Source organism: Pseudomonas sp. R38(2017), assembly GCF_002112395.1.
GTDB lineage: Bacteria > Pseudomonadota > Gammaproteobacteria > Pseudomonadales > Pseudomonadaceae > Aquipseudomonas.
Map to the genome: position 1 here is coordinate 1 of NZ_NEHN01000015.1, position 15,260 is coordinate 15,260.

At 61.5% G+C, this 15,260-nt stretch carries 15 protein-coding genes; 9 read left to right on the forward strand and 6 right to left on the reverse strand.

The window, feature by feature from the left end:
- Window positions 1-326 (reverse strand): general secretion pathway protein GspC (locus CAF87_RS27895; protein ID WP_085748634.1); only part of this gene is annotated, 326 nt, incomplete at its 3' end.
- Between the two features lie 133 nt (window positions 327-459).
- Between CAF87_RS27895 and gspH the strand changes: the two genes are divergently transcribed.
- Entirely contained in the window at window positions 460-912 is a 453-nt protein-coding gene (gene gspH, locus CAF87_RS27900) for a type II secretion system minor pseudopilin GspH (protein WP_085734037.1), read from the forward strand.
- Window positions 909-1,517: a prepilin-type N-terminal cleavage/methylation domain-containing protein gene (locus CAF87_RS27905; protein WP_085734036.1), complete on the forward strand. Its 609-nt coding sequence runs from the start codon at window positions 909-911 to the stop codon at window positions 1,515-1,517. The genes gspH and CAF87_RS27905 overlap by 4 nt, the downstream gene beginning before the upstream one ends.
- On the opposite strand, the gene CAF87_RS27910 is transcribed toward CAF87_RS27905, so the two are convergent.
- Genes CAF87_RS27910 through CAF87_RS27920 form a run of 3 tightly spaced genes read right to left on the reverse strand, consistent with a single transcriptional unit; the run spans window position 1,518 to window position 3,784 of the window.
- On the reverse strand, window positions 1,518-2,456 hold the full coding sequence (locus CAF87_RS27910; protein WP_085734042.1) for a DUF4880 domain-containing protein: 939 nt from the start codon (window positions 2,454-2,456) through the stop codon (window positions 1,518-1,520).
- Window positions 2,457-2,489: 33 nt separating this feature from the next.
- Entirely contained in the window at window positions 2,490-3,041 is a 552-nt protein-coding gene (locus tag CAF87_RS27915; RefSeq protein ID WP_065260555.1) for an RNA polymerase sigma factor, read from the reverse strand.
- Window positions 3,038-3,784 (reverse strand): STN domain-containing protein, encoded by a 747-nt coding sequence (locus CAF87_RS27920; RefSeq protein ID WP_170929560.1) that lies wholly within the window; start codon window positions 3,782-3,784, stop codon window positions 3,038-3,040. The genes CAF87_RS27915 and CAF87_RS27920 overlap by 4 nt, the downstream gene beginning before the upstream one ends.
- A 123-nt stretch (window positions 3,785-3,907) precedes the next feature.
- Between CAF87_RS27920 and CAF87_RS27925 the strand changes: the two genes are divergently transcribed.
- The gene (locus CAF87_RS27925) at window positions 3,908-4,222 is read left to right on the forward strand and encodes a hypothetical protein (protein ID WP_085734034.1); all 315 of its coding nucleotides are present in this window, start codon (window positions 3,908-3,910) and stop codon (window positions 4,220-4,222) included.
- A 9-nt stretch (window positions 4,223-4,231) separates the two neighbouring features.
- Here CAF87_RS27925 and CAF87_RS27930 read toward each other — a convergent pair whose 3' ends face one another.
- Window positions 4,232-4,672 carry a carboxymuconolactone decarboxylase family protein gene (locus CAF87_RS27930; protein WP_085734033.1) on the reverse strand — a complete coding sequence of 147 codons (441 nt, stop codon included), beginning with the start codon at window positions 4,670-4,672 and terminating at the stop codon, window positions 4,232-4,234.
- 205 nt (window positions 4,673-4,877) lie between these two features.
- Here CAF87_RS27930 and CAF87_RS27935 point away from each other — a divergent pair, with 205 nt between their 5' ends.
- The 4 genes from CAF87_RS27935 to CAF87_RS27950 all read left to right on the forward strand — a co-directional run bounded on the left by CAF87_RS27935 (window position 4,878) and on the right by CAF87_RS27950 (window position 8,269).
- Window positions 4,878-6,311: a PLP-dependent aminotransferase family protein gene (locus CAF87_RS27935; protein ID WP_085734032.1), complete on the forward strand. Its 1,434-nt coding sequence runs from the start codon at window positions 4,878-4,880 to the stop codon at window positions 6,309-6,311.
- 123 nt (window positions 6,312-6,434) lie between these two features.
- Window positions 6,435-6,728, forward strand: coding sequence for a putative quinol monooxygenase (locus tag CAF87_RS27940; RefSeq protein WP_085711307.1), 294 nt, complete (start codon window positions 6,435-6,437; stop codon window positions 6,726-6,728).
- Between the two features lie 184 nt (window positions 6,729-6,912).
- Window positions 6,913-7,314, forward strand: a complete 402-nt coding sequence (locus CAF87_RS27945; RefSeq protein WP_085734031.1) for a cupin domain-containing protein — start codon at window positions 6,913-6,915, stop codon at window positions 7,312-7,314.
- Window positions 7,315-7,555: 241 nt separating this feature from the next.
- Window positions 7,556-8,269, forward strand: a complete 714-nt coding sequence (locus CAF87_RS27950) for an ATPase (protein WP_085734030.1) — start codon at window positions 7,556-7,558, stop codon at window positions 8,267-8,269.
- A 70-nt stretch (window positions 8,270-8,339) separates the two neighbouring features.
- Here the strand turns inward: CAF87_RS27950 and CAF87_RS27955 are convergent, their stop codons facing one another.
- Window positions 8,340-13,226, reverse strand: coding sequence for an NAD-glutamate dehydrogenase (locus CAF87_RS27955; RefSeq protein ID WP_085734029.1), 4,887 nt, complete (start codon window positions 13,224-13,226; stop codon window positions 8,340-8,342).
- A gap of 504 nt (window positions 13,227-13,730) precedes the next feature.
- On the opposite strand from CAF87_RS27955, the gene CAF87_RS27960 reads away from it, so the two are divergent.
- Both CAF87_RS27960 and CAF87_RS27965 read left to right on the forward strand, forming a co-directional pair.
- On the forward strand, window positions 13,731-14,084 hold the full coding sequence (locus CAF87_RS27960; protein ID WP_085711311.1) for a hypothetical protein: 354 nt from the start codon (window positions 13,731-13,733) through the stop codon (window positions 14,082-14,084).
- A gap of 211 nt (window positions 14,085-14,295) precedes the next feature.
- Complete coding sequence (locus tag CAF87_RS27965; RefSeq protein ID WP_007913915.1) at window positions 14,296-15,255, forward strand: MoxR family ATPase; 960 nt, start codon at window positions 14,296-14,298, stop codon at window positions 15,253-15,255.
- Window positions 15,256-15,260 lie beyond the last annotated feature (5 nt).

The window sequence follows — 15,260 nt, forward strand, 5'->3', positions numbered from 1 at the left end:
GCCACCAACCTCACCCCCGGACTCACCCGCTCCCCCTGCAAAAAACTCCTCGGCGGCCCGTCGTTCAAACTCAAAATCGCCACCGCCCCGCGGCTCCCCGCCATCACCCCACTGACCTTGATCTCCACCGGCGCCGTTCGGTTGGAAAACCACTGCAATGCCGGGTTATCGCTGCGCGCAGCGAGCAGTTGCGGCGTGGCGGCCGGGGTGTGGGATTCGGCGGTGGTCAGGAGCAGGGATGACCAGGTGGCGATGCCGACCAGGGCGGCCAGCAGTGCGGCGGCCTGGATGAGTTGGGGGGGTGAAAAGCGTGCGGTGAATCTCATGGGCTGAATCTCCTTTTAGTCCCGGTGACCAGACTACGCGGCAATTCTCACGGTTTTATTTCACACGCCTTACATGTTGGCCGTGCAGGATGGTTTTTTGGGACGGGGCTGGACGCAAGGGAGTGCGCATTCAATGAGCCGGAGCAGGCAGCAGGGTTTTACATTGATCGAGCTGATGGTGGTGCTGGTGATCATCGGCATCGCCAGTGCGGCGATCAGTCTGAGTATCAAGCCCGATCCGTTGCAGTTGTTGCGCAAGGACGCCGAGCGCGTGGCGCAGTTGCTGCAGATTGCCCAGGCCGAGGCCCGCGCCGATGGCCGGCCGATTGCGTGGTTGAGCGATGGCAAGGGGTTTCGGTTCAGTCGGCGCAGTGACAGTAGCAAGGGCTTTGATCATTTCGAGCGGGACCCGCAGTTGCGGCCGCGCCCGTGGCAGAGTCCGAAGCTGGAGGTGCGGGTGGAGCCGAAGCAGAAGGTGGTGCTGAACGCGGAGTGGATCAATCCGCCGCTGCAGTTGACGCTGTCTGACGGGCTCAATCGGTTGAGTGTGCTGCGCGATGCTTCGGGCCGGATCAGCGTGCAATGAACAGACAACAAGGTTTTACGCTGATCGAGGTGATGGTCGCGATTCTGCTGATGGCGGTGGTCAGTCTGATTGCCTGGAAGGGGCTGGACAGTGTCACCCGCGCCGACCGCCATTTGCAGGCCAGCGGTGAGCAGAGCGACAGCCTGTTGCGGGCGTTGAATCAGATGCAGCGGGATGTGGAGATGCGCGCCGGGATCGAGCTGACGGAGCCGAAGAAGGTCGGCACCGAGGATGAACCGACGACGGCGCCGCCTGCCGTTACGGTGCGCAGCAGTGACAGCAAGGGGTTTCGGCTGGACATAATTCGTAGCGCGGCGGATCAGCCGGGGGCGTTGCAGCGGGTGCGCTGGTGGCTCAAGGGGGACACGCTGTACCGCGCGGTGGCCCCGGCGCGCAGTCGCTATCCGTTGCCAGCGCCGACGGCTGGGGTGGCGGTTTTGGGTGAGGTGAGTGATTTGCAGGTGCGGGTTTGGGAGATGGACAAGGGGTGGCGGCAGTTGAGCGGGAATCGGCGGGAGGATCCGTTGGGGTTGGAGGTGCGGTTGACTCGGCAAACACCGCAAGGGCCGGAGAAATACCGGCAGGTTATGGGACCCTTGCAGTGATTAGCTGAGGACGACTACGCCGCCCGGCAACTCGGTGCATTTGACGCCGTAGGCATCGCGGATCAGCGCACCTACGCCGGCCAGTTGATCGAGGGAGAAACGTGCCTGCACCCGGCGTTGGCCGAGTTCGCGGTTGAGCAGCAGCAACATGCCTGGGCGATAGCGGTTGATCTCGTCGATCATCTGGCTGAGGGTCGTGCCGTTGAACACCAGGACCTGCTGACGCCAGTTGCTCACCGCGGCGGTGTCGACGCTTTGCACATTGCCGACCCGTTGCGCGTCGTAGGTCAACTGCTGGCCCGGTTCCAGACGCAGACTTCGGCCTTCGACTTCCACGTCCACCGCGCCATCGAGGCATGTCACGCACACCTGTTGATCGAGGTTGCGCAGGTTGAACCGTGCCCTGCTCGTCCGTAGCCAGCCGCCACCGGCCTGCATCGCCATCGGCAACCGTGCGGTCTGCACTTCGACTTCGCCGCTGACCAGTTCAAAGCCCTGCACGCCCTCATCCACCGAACGCTGGTTGATGCGGGTCTGGGTGTTCAGTTCCAGGCTCAGGCCATCGGCCGGTTCGACTCGACGTTGCTGGCCGACTTCAGTGATGTAATCGGCGCCAAGCCCGGAGAAGCCGCCCGGGATCGTGCCGCGCACCAGCAAGAACGCCGCCGATGCGGCAATGGCGCCGCCGAGAAAGGCCCGTCGCCCGAACCGTCGCGGTGCCTGCAATTCTTCCGCCGCCGGTTGCAGCAGATGCCACAACGCCTTGCACTCTTCGAAGGCGCGGGCGTGTTCGGGGCTTTGCGCGCACCACTGGCGCAGCGCCCGGGCGTCGGCGACCGTGGCGCGGCCGGAGGTCAGCAGGATCAGCCAGTCGCGGGCTTCGCTTTGCAGACGCTCGGCAGGCGCGGGCTCGGCAGGTGTCAGACGGAAGATGTTCAAACGCACAGGTACTCGACGGGTTGATCGGGAGCTTCATTCACTAGACGGTTTTCCGGCCCCGCGACCGAACCGCTGAAACACTTTTCTTTCCAGTTTCGCCGCGCAGTGTCCGAGGGCAGCCTTGATTTCCTTCTCGACCATGCGCGTGGAGATGCCAAAACGCTGGGAGATTTCAAGGTGCGGTGCTTCTTCCAGGCGTGCGGCGATGAAGATCCGGCGGCGCCGGGCCGGCAGTTCGTACAGGGCGCCGAGCAGCGACTGGATTTCCTTCTGGCCGCCGACCACGCGCATCGGGTCCAGCGCTTCGTCGCTGACTTGCAGCAGTTCTTCGACTTCGCTGCCGGTGAGCAATCGCGCATCGGCCTGACGGCGGTCGGCGGCGATGTTCAGGGCCATGCGATAGAGGTAGGCGTTGGGCCGCAGCAGGTTCGGCGGCGCTTCCATGCGGTCGACCCGCAAATAGGTTTCGTGCAGCACGTCGTTGGCCAGGTCTTCCGAGCCAAGACGGCGTCGCAGGCGCACCCGAAAGTCCTCGTAGGACGTCAGGAACAGCTGGACCATCGAACTTTGTCCGGCGTCTTTCATCTCCCGGAAACTCCTTCCCATTGTGTGCATTCCATGCGCTTTCCTGACGATTCGGGTAACAACAGCAAGGTGACTGGCTGGCGCAATGCGCCGGGTGTGGGCCGGTCGATCCTGAGCGTGTGAAAACTGTCTACCAGCGCGGCATCGCGCCGGACATCACCGGTCGAGGTCACCAACCGGTTGTGCTGCACCACGCCGTCGCGACCGATCCACAGCTGCAATACCGCGCGAAAACTGCCGGGCCGGGTCAACGGCGAGCGGCACAGGTTGCGCTCGATGGCTGCCTGCACCGCCGTGGCGTAGCTACGGTTGACGGCTGCGCTGGCGGGGGTCGGTTTCTCCGCCGGTAGCGGCACGTCCTCGACTTGCGCCACCTGCAAGGTGAACGCGTCGTCGCGGCTGTACTTGGCCATCAACCCGCTGCCACCGAGCATCCGGCGCAATGCTTCGGCGGCGGTGAATTCACCGTCCACCGCCAACGAGCGTCGACCGCGACTCAACTGGCTGTCGACCAGCACCGCCATGCCGGTGGCGCGGCTGAACTGATCGAGTGCGCGGGCCAGTTCCTGGGCCGGGATGTGCAGCGTCATGCGCATCGTCGCCGGTACCGGATCGGCGCTGGCGCGGCTCAACAACAAGCCAAGCAGCAGCCCCAGACCGAGCTGGCGCACGAGCGCTGAGCGCACAACATCGTCCCTGGCACGGCCTCGCAGCACAGTTGATGTACCCCTGAAAACCGTCATCCTGAGGGCTGTTTATGAATCTGGTGTGACGGCCACTGCAAAAAAACCATCACGGGATCGGCGCGCCCGTTGCACTAGACTCTTGAGCCAGAGCGGCCCTTTCGGGCCGGCCAGGAGGCACACATGAAATCACTGTGGACATTGGCGCTGAGCGGGCTGTTGTTGACCCTGTCGGGCGGCGTGCAGGCCGAGCAGGCGGTGGGTTGCGTCGAGGTGACCGTGGGCGGTTACAAGGCGCCGAATTACGACTGCCTGAGCCAGCAGATGGGCAACAACCCCGACGGCGCGGCGGCTGCGCAGAAGAATCAGGAAGCGATGAACGTGCCGGTCAACAAGCGCCCGCCGAATCAGGTGGGACTGGCAACGCCGGCGGCTACCAGTACGCGGATGGGCAACACCTTTGGCACGTCGGTGAAACCGCAGCGGCCGCCGAACTAGTTTCGTAGATCAGTCACTGGGGACTTGCCGAAAACTCACCGCCAGGCGATTCCAGCTGCTGATGGTGCTGACGGCCATGGTCAGGTCCACCAGTTCGCCTTCGTTGAACTGTGTTCGCGCTTGCTCATAGACGTCATCCGGCACATGACTTTCCGCCAGCAGCGTTACCGCGTCGGTCCAGGCCAGCGCCGCCCGCTCGCGCAGGTTGAAGAAGCCGCTGTCACGCCAGACCGCGATGGCGTACAGCCGCCGTTCCGTCTCCCCTGCCCGCCGCGCTTCCACCGAATGCATGTCGGTGCAGAACGCGCAGCCGTTGAGTTGCGAGGCGCGGATCTTGATCAGGTGCAGCAACGGCGCCTCGATGCTCAGGCTGCTGGTCAGCGCTTCCAGGGCAATCATTGCTTTCATGGCTTTGGGTGAAGCGCTGTAGTAATCCAGACGCGGGGACATGGGCGGGTCTCGGGCAGCAGAAGAGTGATTTCACGGTAAGCGCAGCCAGGCCAGCATTACAGCCCCAATTGCACGGAAAACCGGCAGACCACTGATCCTTGACCAATTTCCGGTTTTTACTCCGCGCAACTTCTGCCCCGCGTGCATTCGGGAGTAATCTGGCGGGCGCACAATCCGCCTCATTCGCCCCAGGAGCCCCGTCGGTATGGAACTTCATGTCGTGATCAACGGCCGCAAGGATCTGGCCGGTCAGTTGTATCAGCAGCTGCGCGGCGCCATTGAATCCGGGCGTCTGGCCGCGGGCACGCAGCTGCCGCCCAGCCGCTTGCTCGCTGAGCAACTGGGGATTTCGCGCAAGACCATTTCCGATACTTACGCGCAGCTGACTTACGAAAACTTCCTCACCGGCGTCATCGGCAAAGGCACCTACGTCAACGCCCGCTCGACGCCGGTGCAGCGCAAGCAAAGCCATTCCGAGCTGGCCAGTTCCGAGGTGATCGAGAGCTGGTGCAACCTGCCGGTGTTCCTGCGCCACCCGACGCTGGAAGGCTCGCTGCGCTACGACTTCATCGGTGGCGCCACCAGCAAGGGCCAGTTCCCCCACGATGACTGGCGCCGCTGCGTCTCCCACGCCATGCGGCAAATGGCGGGTTCCAAGGGTTTTTACAGCGTGGCGGAAGGCTTGCCGGCGCTGCGCAATGCAATTGCCCGGCACATCGCGTTTTCTCGTGGCGTGAACTGCCAGGACGAGGACATCGTGGTGTGCAACGGCGCGCAGCAGGCGCTGGACCTGATCGCACGGGTGCTGCTGCGCCCCGGCAGCCTGGTGGCGATGGAAGATCCGGGTTATCCGCCGGCGCGGCTGCTGTTCGGCACCCATGGAGCCACCGTGGTCGGGGTGCCGGTGGATGCGGAAGGGATTCAGGTGCAGCACATTCCCGACGGCACCCGGTTGATCTACGTGACGCCGTCGCACCAGTTCCCGCTGGGCATGCCGATGAGCCACGCGCGGCGTGAGGCCTTGCTGGCCCGGGCCTACGAGCTGGGCGCGATCATCATCGAGGACGACTATGACAGCGAATTCCGCTACGAGGGTCGGCCGACGGATTCGCTGCACAACCTCGATCAGCGCGGCATCGTCGCTTACGTCGGCACCTTCTCCAAAACCCTGCTGCCAGAGCTGCGCCTCGGCTATGCGATCCTGCCGCCAGCCATCCTCGAAGCGGTAATCCGCGCCAAGCAGCTCACCGACCTGCACGCCTCCACCCTGCCGCAATGGGCGCTGGCCAAGTTCATCGCCGAGGGCTGCCTGCTCAAGCACATCCGCCGCTGCCACACCGTTTACGCCCAGCGCCGCGAGCGGATCCTGGCGCGCATGGCCACCGACCTGTCGCCGTGGCTGGAGGCCGTACCGGCGAGCGCAGGCTTCCATATGGCAGTGTTTTGCCGCGTGCCGATCGACTTGCCGCTGGTGATCGAACTGGCGAAAAAGGTCGAAGTCGGGCTGTACGCCATCGACGGCTTCTATTACCAGCAGCCGGCCAGAAGCGGAATGTACTTCGGTTTTGGCGCCATCGAGACGCTGGATATCGATATTGCGCTGGACCGCCTGCGCGACATTCTGCAACAGGTCGCCTGATAGATTGGTCTAACGGATTACCCGCCGATTGGTTATTGGTGATCCGGAGGTGCAGGCCTATTCTGCACAGGCGTTATCCCTCAATGAGCAGGATTCGTCCGGCCTGATTCAGGAGTGTGAGCAATGTCCAACGAAGTGATCAACACCGTACAGGTGCAGGCTGCGGCCGGCCGCTCCGAGGAACTGGGCAGGCAGTTGCAGAAGATCGTCGAAACCCTTCGCGAAACGCCGGGCTGCGATTCCTATCTGGTCGACCGCTGCCCTGACGACAGCCACCGCTGGACCGTCAGTGCTCGCTGGCAATCCGAGGCGGCGATGCAGGCGCACTTCAACCGGCCTGAGGCGCAGGGGTTTATTGACTTGATCGATAGTCGGCTGGCTAACAGCGTCGACTTCAACTCATTTCCTATCGTTTAAAACTCAAGAAAAATGCAGCCTTCGGCAGCCTCGGGGAAACCTGTGAGGCTGTCGAAGGCTGTGGTTTTTCTGGCTTGTGGGGAATCCGGATTGGTCACCCGATCTTCCCGAATATTGGCCGTTTGAATGCATCACTTCGCGGACTACTGTGAAGGCCGACTCCCCACTTCACAGGTGACCCGCCATGAAACTCCTGCCCATTTTCGCCGCCGCCCTCGCCCTGTCTGTTTCTGCCGCCACTATGGCCCACGACGCGTCCGAGAAAGTCTCGGTCCTGCAAGACCAGATGCTGAAAAACGTCCCCGGCAAAAAAGCCATGATGATCGAAGTCGACTACAAACCCGGCCAGTCCTCCATCGCCCACAAACACGACGGCACGGCCATGGCCTATGTACTCGAAGGTGAAGTGACTTCCCAGGTCAAGGGTGAACAAGCGATCACCTACAAGAAGGGCCAGTTCTGGTACGAACCTGCCGGTTCCGAACATCTGGTGTCGAAAAACGCCAGCAAAACCAAACCCGCCAAGTTGCTGGTGTTCATGGTGCTGTCGCCGGACGAGCAAGTGTTGATCCCATTGAAAAACTGATGATTGTTTAACCAGCCATAAATAAAAGGCGCAAATTATTGATTTGCGCCTTTTTTATTTCTTGCGGCAATTAATCAAAAACGCTTACAGCCAATAAAACTATTGCATGACAGTCATTCAGCAAATTGTCAGGTTGTTTTCAGCTTCGCGGGAGTAGTCTGAGGCAACTGTCGCCGGTTCCATTTAATCAACCCCGACACCTCTGACTTTCCGACTGAAGTTGCTTCACGGGAGACTCACCATGAAACTTGCCTTTGCCAGTACCTTGGCGATATCGGTTTTAGCGTTGTCCGCCTGTTCAGTTCCTACCGCCCCCAAAGCGGTTTCCTCTCTCGACACACTGTTCACCCAACCTGTCGGCCGCAGCAGCGCCACTCAGGTAAAAAGCGGTCCCGGTGTCTCGCTGGGCGTGGTCTACAGCCCGAGCACCCAGACCAACCGCGAATACCTGCGTGAGTATCAGGCCAACGCCGGCACCGGTTTCGGCCAGAGTTTATTGGTGCAGCCGATCCATGACGCCTACGTCGCCACTTCGAAACCGGACATGGCCGTGGACTGGGTGAAAGCCTCGCTGCAACGCCAGTTCGGCTCGGTGACGGTGTACCCGGACATGCAGAGCCTGCGTGCGGCGAATCCCGATGTAGTAGCGATCGTCGATACTCACAGCCAGTTGATTACCTCGCGCAGTTCGGACATCAAGGCGGATGTGAGTGCGGACTTCTATGACGGCAAGTTCAACTATGTTGGGACGGCCAAAGGGTCCGAGGCGAAAGAGTTGACGCCGGTGTGGGCGGACTTCAAGCGTTCGGAGGAGATTGTTGCGGATATTAATCAGCAGCAGGAAGTTCAGGTTAGGGCGCTGCAGAAGTTTGACCAGTCGCTCAGTAATTTGCTGACCAGGCCGGTAGATAAAGTGTCGATGCTTGATAACAAACAAGGACATAACTTGCAGTAACGATAAAACCATCAGGCAAAAAAAAGCCCCCGCATCTCACAATGCAGGGGCTTTTTCATTCAACGGCTACTCAAGCAAGCTCAAGCTCCGCAGTCGCCGCAGCAGGCACAACCGCCTGACCGCTCAGCGCCACGTCGTTCAGCTCACGGTTGGCCACCGCGTACATGGCGTAGTCGGTGCCGCTGGCGGCACGGATTTCCACCAGCATGGCGCGCCAGCGCTGGATCATCGCGTCGTGTTGCGCCATCCACAGTGCCAGACGCTCTTCGACGTCCAGGTTGCCGCCGCCCGCTTGCAGAACGGCGATGGTGATCGCGCGTTGCTGCCAGTCGACGTCGTCGCGGAACGCTTCACGGGCCAGGGCCTGCCAGTTGTTTTCAACCGGCAAGGCGCTGATCTGCGAGATGTACCAGGTGATGTCCAGCGCGCTGCCCACGGCGAAGTACGCCTTGGCCACTTCGGCCGGGTCCTGGCCAGTCACGTCGGCCGCTTCGATGATCGGCAGCAGCGTGTAGAGGTGGGTAGTCCCCGCCACCATACGCGCCAGCAGTTCCGGTACACCGGCAGCCACGTAAGCCTGATAACGCTCCTGCCAGTTCTCGCGGATTTCGCCGCTCAGCAGTTCGTCCAGTTTCAGGCCCAGCTCCTTCAGGTGCGGACCGAAATGCGCGACGTCACGGGCAGCGTTCTGCTCGTTGCGACGGGCACGCAGGAACCAGCGCGTAGCGCGACGGCCCAGACGCATCAGTTCGTCCATCAGCTCCAGTTGCACGTCAGCGGAGACCTGATAGTCCAGCGCTTCGATCTGACGGAACCAGTGCGGGAGGTGGAAGATGTCGCGCACGATCACGTAAGCGCCCGCCACGTTCGCCGGGGTCATGCCGGTGGACTCTTTGAGTCGCTGAACGAAGGTGATGCCCATGTGGTTGACCAGATCGTTGGCGATCTGGGTGCTGACGATCTCGCGCTTCAGACGGTGACGACGCATGGCATCGGCGAACTTGCTGACCAGACTCGGCGGGAACGCGGTTTCCATGTCGCGGGTCAGGTAGTCGTCGTCCGGCACCAGCGAATCCAGCAGCTGTTGCTTGAGGTCGATCTTGCTGTACGAAATCAGCACCGATAGCTCCGGACGCGTCAGGCCCTTGCCGGTCGCGGCGCGCTCGGTGAGCTGCTCCTCGGTCGGCAGATACTCGATGGCGCGGTCCAGCTTGCCACGGCCTTCCAGATCGCTCATCAGGCGCTTGTACTCGGCGGCACGCTCGTAGGCACGGCGGGCCGCCAGGGACAGGGCCTGGGTCTGCTTGTAGTTGTTGCCCAGCACCAGACCACCGACTTCGTCGGTCATGCTCGCCAGCAACTGATCGCGTTGCTTGCCGGTCATGTCGCCGGCCTGAACCACTTCGTTCAGCAGGATCTTGATGTTCACTTCGTGGTCGGAGCAGTCCACGCCACCGGCGTTGTCGATGAAGTCGGTGTTGGAACCGCCGCCATTCAGGCCGAACTCCACACGACCCAGTTGAGTCATGCCGAGGTTACCGCCCTCGCCCACAACCTTGCAGCGCAGCTCGTTGCCGTTCACGCGCAGTGCATCGTTGGCCTTGTCGCCGACATCGGCGTGGCTTTCGCTACTGGCTTTGACGTAGGTACCGATACCGCCGTTCCACAGCAGGTCCACCGGCGCCTTGAGCAAGGCGTTCAGCAGTTCGGTCGGGGTCAGTTTGTCGGCCTGGATGTCGAAGCGCTCTTTCATCTGTGGCGAGATGGCAATGCTCTTCGCGCTGCGCGAGAAGATACCGCCGCCTTCGGACATGATGCTGGTGTCGTAGTCGGACCATGCCGAACGCGGCAGGTCGAACATGCGCTGACGCTCGACGAAGCTGGTCGCCGGGTTCGGGTTTGGATCGATAAAGATGTGCATGTGGTTGAACGCGGCAACCAGTTGCAGCTTGTCGGACATCAACAGGCCGTTACCGAATACGTCGCCGGCCATGTCGCCGATGCCGACCACAGTCACGCTGTCTTCCTGGACATTGATGCCGCGCTCGCGGAAGTGGCGCTGTACGCCGACCCACGCGCCCTTGGCGGTGATGCCCATCTTCTTGTGGTCGTAACCGGCCGAACCACCGGACGCGAACGCGTCACCCAGCCAGAAGCCGTAGTCGATGGCAATGCCGTTGGCGATGTCGGAGAAGGTTGCAGTGCCCTTGTCCGCCGCGACCACCAGGTACGGGTCATCGTCGTCATGACGCACGACGTTGACCGGCGGTACCAGTTTGCCGTCCTTCAGGTTGTCGGTGATGTCCAGCAGGCCCGAGATGAAGATGCGGTAGCAGGCGATGCCCTCGGCCGCGATCTCGTCACGGCTGCCGCCCAGTGGCAGGCGACGCGGCAGGAAGCCGCCCTTCGCACCCACCGGCACGATGACCGAGTTCTTCACTTGCTGGGCTTTTACCAGGCCCAGGACTTCGGTACGGAAGTCTTCTTCACGGTCGGACCAGCGCAGGCCACCACGAGCAACGTTGCCGAAGCGCAGGTGCACGCCTTCGACACGAGGCGAATAAACGAAGATTTCGAACTTCGGAACCGGCTTCGGCAGTTCAGGGATCAAGTGCGGGTTGAACTTGAAGCTGAAGTACGACTTGTTCTGGCCGTTTGCGTCGGTCTGGTAGAAGTTGGTACGCAGGGTCGCTTTGATCAGGTCCAGGTAACGACGCAGGATGCGGTCTTCGTTGAGGACTTGAACGTCGTCCAGTGCAGTCAGGATTGCCTGTTCCAGACGCAGTTGCTTGTCGTCCAGATCATCGCTGCCCAGCTTGCGCGCCAGGTAGAAGCGGGTCTTGAACAACCGGGTCAGTTCGCGAGCGATGTCGGTGTGGTTGTTCAGGGTGCTGGCGATGTAGCCAAGGTCGAAGCCCAGGCGAATCTGCTTCAGGTAGCGCGCGTAGGCACGCAGCAGAGCGACGTCGCGCCATGGCAGGCCGGCGGTCAGCACCAGACGGTTGAACGCATCGTTCTCGGCATCGCCGCGCACGATATGGACGAACGCGTCCTGCAGGGTGTCATTGAGCTGCTGGATGTCCAGGTCCATGCCTTCGGCAGCGGTGAACGCGAAGTCGTGGATCCAGAACTCGCGACCGTTGTTGTGACGCAGGCGGTAAGGGAACTCACCCAGCACGCGCAGGCCGAGGTTTTCCAGGATCGGCAGCACGTCGGACAGTGCCAGCGGGGTATCGGCGTGATACAGCTTGCAGTGCAGCTCGCGCGGGCCGGCGGCCAGCGGCTGGTAGAAGCTCATGGCCAGCGGCTTCTTCTCGCTCAGGTTGAGCAGGTGCTGCATGTCGACCACGGCCGAATGCGCAGCGAAACGCTCGCGGTAGCCAGCCGGGAAGCCTTTCGGGAAGTCAGCCAGCACGTTGGTGCCGTTGGCTTCGCCAAAGTTTTCGATGATCAGCGAGTTGTAGTCGTCCTGCCAGCTGCGGCAGGCCTGGATGACTTCGTTTTCCAGTTGCAGCGGGTCGATGTCGATGCGGTTTTTCGGATCGACGCGCAGGATCAGTTGCACGCGGGCCAGCACGGACTCGGAGAAGAAGGTCCAGAACTCGCAGTCGGTCGCCTTCAGGCGCTCCATCAGCACTTGCTGGATTTTCTGGCGGACTTCGGTGGAGTAGATGTCGCGCGGCACGTAGGCCAGGCAGTAGCAGAAGCGACCGTAAGGGTCTTTGCGCAGGAACACGCGGATCTTGTTGCGTTCCTGGATCTGCACGATCGACATCACGGTGCTGAACAGTTCGTCGACCGGGGTCTGGAACAGGTCGTCACGCGGCAGCACTTCCAGAACCTGGGCCAGTTCCTTGCCCAGGTGAGCCTTGGCCTGGAAGCCGGAGCGACGCTCGATTTCCTCGACCTTGCGGCGGATGAACGGGATGACACGTACGCTTTCGCCATACACCGACGAGGTGTACAGGCCCATGAAGCGGTGTTCCTTGATGACTTTGCCGTCGGCGTCGATTTCACGGATCGACACGTAATCCGGGTAGGCCGGACGGTGTACGCGGCTCGGATGTGCAGCCTTGGCGAACGACAGCAGCGTCGGTTCGCGCAGGTAGTTCACGGCGTAGTCTTCGATGTGGCGGTCTTCGTTGGTCAGACCGGTGCGCAGCATCCTGGTCAGGCCGAGGAACGAATTCTGGTCGTATTCGATGTGGCCGCCATCGGCCTGATCGACCACGGTGAATTCTTCGTAGCCGAGGAAGGTGAAGTGGTTGCCCACCAGCCATTCCAGGAAGCTCTTGATTTCGTTCTTCTCGCCGGCATCGACGGCGAATGCGCTGTTATCGAGCTTGGTGAGGATTTCCTGCACCTTGGCCTTCATCGGCTCGAAATCGGCGACCGCGACGCGGACTTCACCCAGAACCTGTTCCAGTTCCTTGCTCAGCACATTCAGTTCGGCCGCGTTGGCGCAGCGGTCGATTTCCAGGTACATCAGCGACTCGTGCAGGATGCCTTCGCCGGTGGTGCCCTTCGGCAGGATTTCCAGCAACTCGCCCTTGCTGCCACGACGTACGCTGAGCACGGTGGTCTGCAGGGTGTGGATGCTGTAGCCGCGGCGGTTCAGCTCGGTGCGCACCGAGTCCACCAGAAATGGCAGGTCGTGGTGCAGCACTTCGACCGCGGTGTGAGTCGACTGCCAGCCGTGACGTTCGTAATCGGGGTTGTAGACGCGCACTTGCGGTTGCGCGTGATCGAAGCGCTCAAGCAGGCGCCAGGCAGAAAGAGTACAGCCAGCGAGGTCGGAGAGGCGACGTTGGGTCAGCTCGTCCAGGGAAATGATGCCGAAGAATTGTTCAGCGAACAGCGCCACTTGTGGCAGTGCCTGTTCACTGATGTGCTGCGCCAGTGCCGCTTGCAGTTGGTGCTGGAAGTCGGCTTTGCTGGCTGCGGTGAAGAACGCCATCTGTGGTACTCCGCTTGGGCTTGTTATTGATGGAAAGCGTCGCGTACAAAACCCCTTTCGGGGCGTTCCGTCGCCCTGTTCCTGAATCTCGGGCAGAGGAAACAGGGTGACAGGTGGGTGAAGCTGGACGAGACACTCAGGTCACATTCACCTTCCATGAATGGGCATCTGCAAAAACGACTGTGCGGCATACCGACAATGTCTTTACGGGTGCTCATCCGTTGCGCAGCTTAATGGGTGCGACAATGTGTCTGCTTGCGGTGCTGCGACATATTCGGTCATTGGCACGTAAACCCGGGCAGGCGCATCGGTAAACACTAGCATTCATGGGGCAGAACGCCGGTCTGAATCCCCGGTTTTACGGTACAGGCGTGCCAGGAATGGACCATTGACCTGCGTCGCGTTCACGACACGTCCTCTGACACTCTCACATGCAGAAATTCCCGGAGGCTGGCAGAATCGCGCCCAATTGCGACCAACAAGCCCGCCGAGGCAGGAATTCCCATGCAAATGACCACCGCCCTTTTGATCGTCAACCCGTGCGACGACGAAGAAGACAACATGGCCATGCTCTGCTGCCACAGCGACAAGGGCGAAATGTTTCTGATGAGCCGCTATCCGGACGAGGATGAGCTGGAGATCACCCTGGATGGCGAACCGTCCACCCTCGACGGCGTGAAAGTCACCCTGACCAAAACCCTGCTGAAGATCGAAATCGCCGCGGCGGATGCCGATGCGCTGAATGGCGACGATGTGCTGGAAATCACCTATAACCCGGACATGGTGGATCTGGCCGAGGTCGAGGAAACCCTGAAGAACATTCTTGACGGTACTGGCACCTTTATCAGCCAGATTTGAGGGTCTCTGGGCCGGCCCTTTCGCGTACGAAAGGGCCCGAAAGAACACCGCACCTCCCCCACCCTACAAAATTCCAACAATTGCCCCGGTCATTTCCCGCACTTTGCGCAAAATGCCGTTAGTCGCCACCCCCTGCGATGGATTAAAGTAACGCCCCCAGCCCCGGCGTTATCCGAACGCCTGTGGCCACCCTTTCCAGGAACAGTCATCGATGGAACATCGTGAAGCGCTGCTGGCGCTGCGAACCTTTCTTTCAACGCAGATTCTCGGCCAGGAAAAACTCATCGAGCGCTTGCTCATTGCCCTGCTCGCCGACGGCCACATGCTGGTCGAGGGCGCTCCGGGCCTGGCCAAGACCAAAGCGATCAAAGAGCTCGCCGAGGGCATCGAAGCCCAGTTCCATCGCATCCAGTTCACCCCGGACCTTTTGCCTGCCGACATCACCGGCACCGAGATCTATCGCCCGGAAACCGGCAGTTTCGTGTTCCAGCAAGGCCCGATCTTCCACAACCTGGTGCTGGCGGACGAAATCAACCGTGCCCCGGCCAAGGTCCAGTCGGCCTTGCTCGAAGCCATGGCCGAGCGTCAGGTCAGTGTCGGGCGCAGCACCTACGAGCTGTCGCCGCTGTTTCTGGTAATGGCCACGCAGAACCCGATTGAGCAGGAAGGCACCTATCCGCTGCCGGAAGCGCAGCTCGACCGCTTCCTGATGCACGTGAAGATCGGTTTCCCGGACGCCGCCGTCGAACGGCGGATCCTGCAACAGGCCCGGGGCGAAGCCCTGAACGGCGAAACCAAACCCGAGCGCCGGGTCAGCCAGCAGGCGATCTTCGCCGCACGCAAGGAAATCCTCGGTCTGTACATGGCGGACGCCGTGGAGGAATACCTCGTGCAATTGGTCATGGCCACACGCAACCCGGCCAAGTTCGACCCGGAAATGGCCGAGTGGATCGCCTATGGCGCCAGCCCGCGCGGCTCCATCGCCCTCGACCGTTGCGCCCGCGCCCACGCGTGGCTGGCCGGTCGCGACTTCGTCAGCCCGGAAGACATCCAGGCTGTGCTGTTCGACGTGTTGCGTCACCGCATCATTCTGTCGTTCGAGGCCGAAGCTGCCGGCATCGATCAGGATCGGGTGGTGCAACGGATTCTCGACGTCGTAGCCGTCGCTTGACCCCG

Bases quoted from the DNA above. Each gene is read 5' to 3' on its own strand.
- gspH (WP_085734037.1), top strand. From the start codon at position 460: ATGAGCCGGAGCAGGCAGCAGGGTTTTACATTGATCGAGCTGATGGTG.
- CAF87_RS27905 (WP_085734036.1), top strand. From the start codon at position 909: ATGAACAGACAACAAGGTTTTACGCTGATCGAGGTGATGGTCGCGATT.
- CAF87_RS27915 (WP_065260555.1), bottom strand. From the start codon at position 3,041: ATGAAAGACGCCGGACAAAGTTCGATGGTCCAGCTGTTCCTGACGTCC.
- CAF87_RS27920 (WP_170929560.1), bottom strand. From the start codon at position 3,784: ATGACGGTTTTCAGGGGTACATCAACTGTGCTGCGAGGCCGTGCCAGG.
- CAF87_RS27925 (WP_085734034.1), top strand. From the start codon at position 3,908: ATGAAATCACTGTGGACATTGGCGCTGAGCGGGCTGTTGTTGACCCTG.
- CAF87_RS27930 (WP_085734033.1), bottom strand. From the start codon at position 4,672: ATGTCCCCGCGTCTGGATTACTACAGCGCTTCACCCAAAGCCATGAAA.
- CAF87_RS27935 (WP_085734032.1), top strand. From the start codon at position 4,878: ATGGAACTTCATGTCGTGATCAACGGCCGCAAGGATCTGGCCGGTCAG.
- CAF87_RS27940 (WP_085711307.1), top strand. From the start codon at position 6,435: ATGTCCAACGAAGTGATCAACACCGTACAGGTGCAGGCTGCGGCCGGC.
- CAF87_RS27945 (WP_085734031.1), top strand. From the start codon at position 6,913: ATGAAACTCCTGCCCATTTTCGCCGCCGCCCTCGCCCTGTCTGTTTCT.
- CAF87_RS27950 (WP_085734030.1), top strand. From the start codon at position 7,556: ATGAAACTTGCCTTTGCCAGTACCTTGGCGATATCGGTTTTAGCGTTG.
- CAF87_RS27955 (WP_085734029.1), bottom strand. From the start codon at position 13,226: ATGGCGTTCTTCACCGCAGCCAGCAAAGCCGACTTCCAGCACCAACTG.
- CAF87_RS27960 (WP_085711311.1), top strand. From the start codon at position 13,731: ATGCAAATGACCACCGCCCTTTTGATCGTCAACCCGTGCGACGACGAA.
- CAF87_RS27965 (WP_007913915.1), top strand. From the start codon at position 14,296: ATGGAACATCGTGAAGCGCTGCTGGCGCTGCGAACCTTTCTTTCAACG.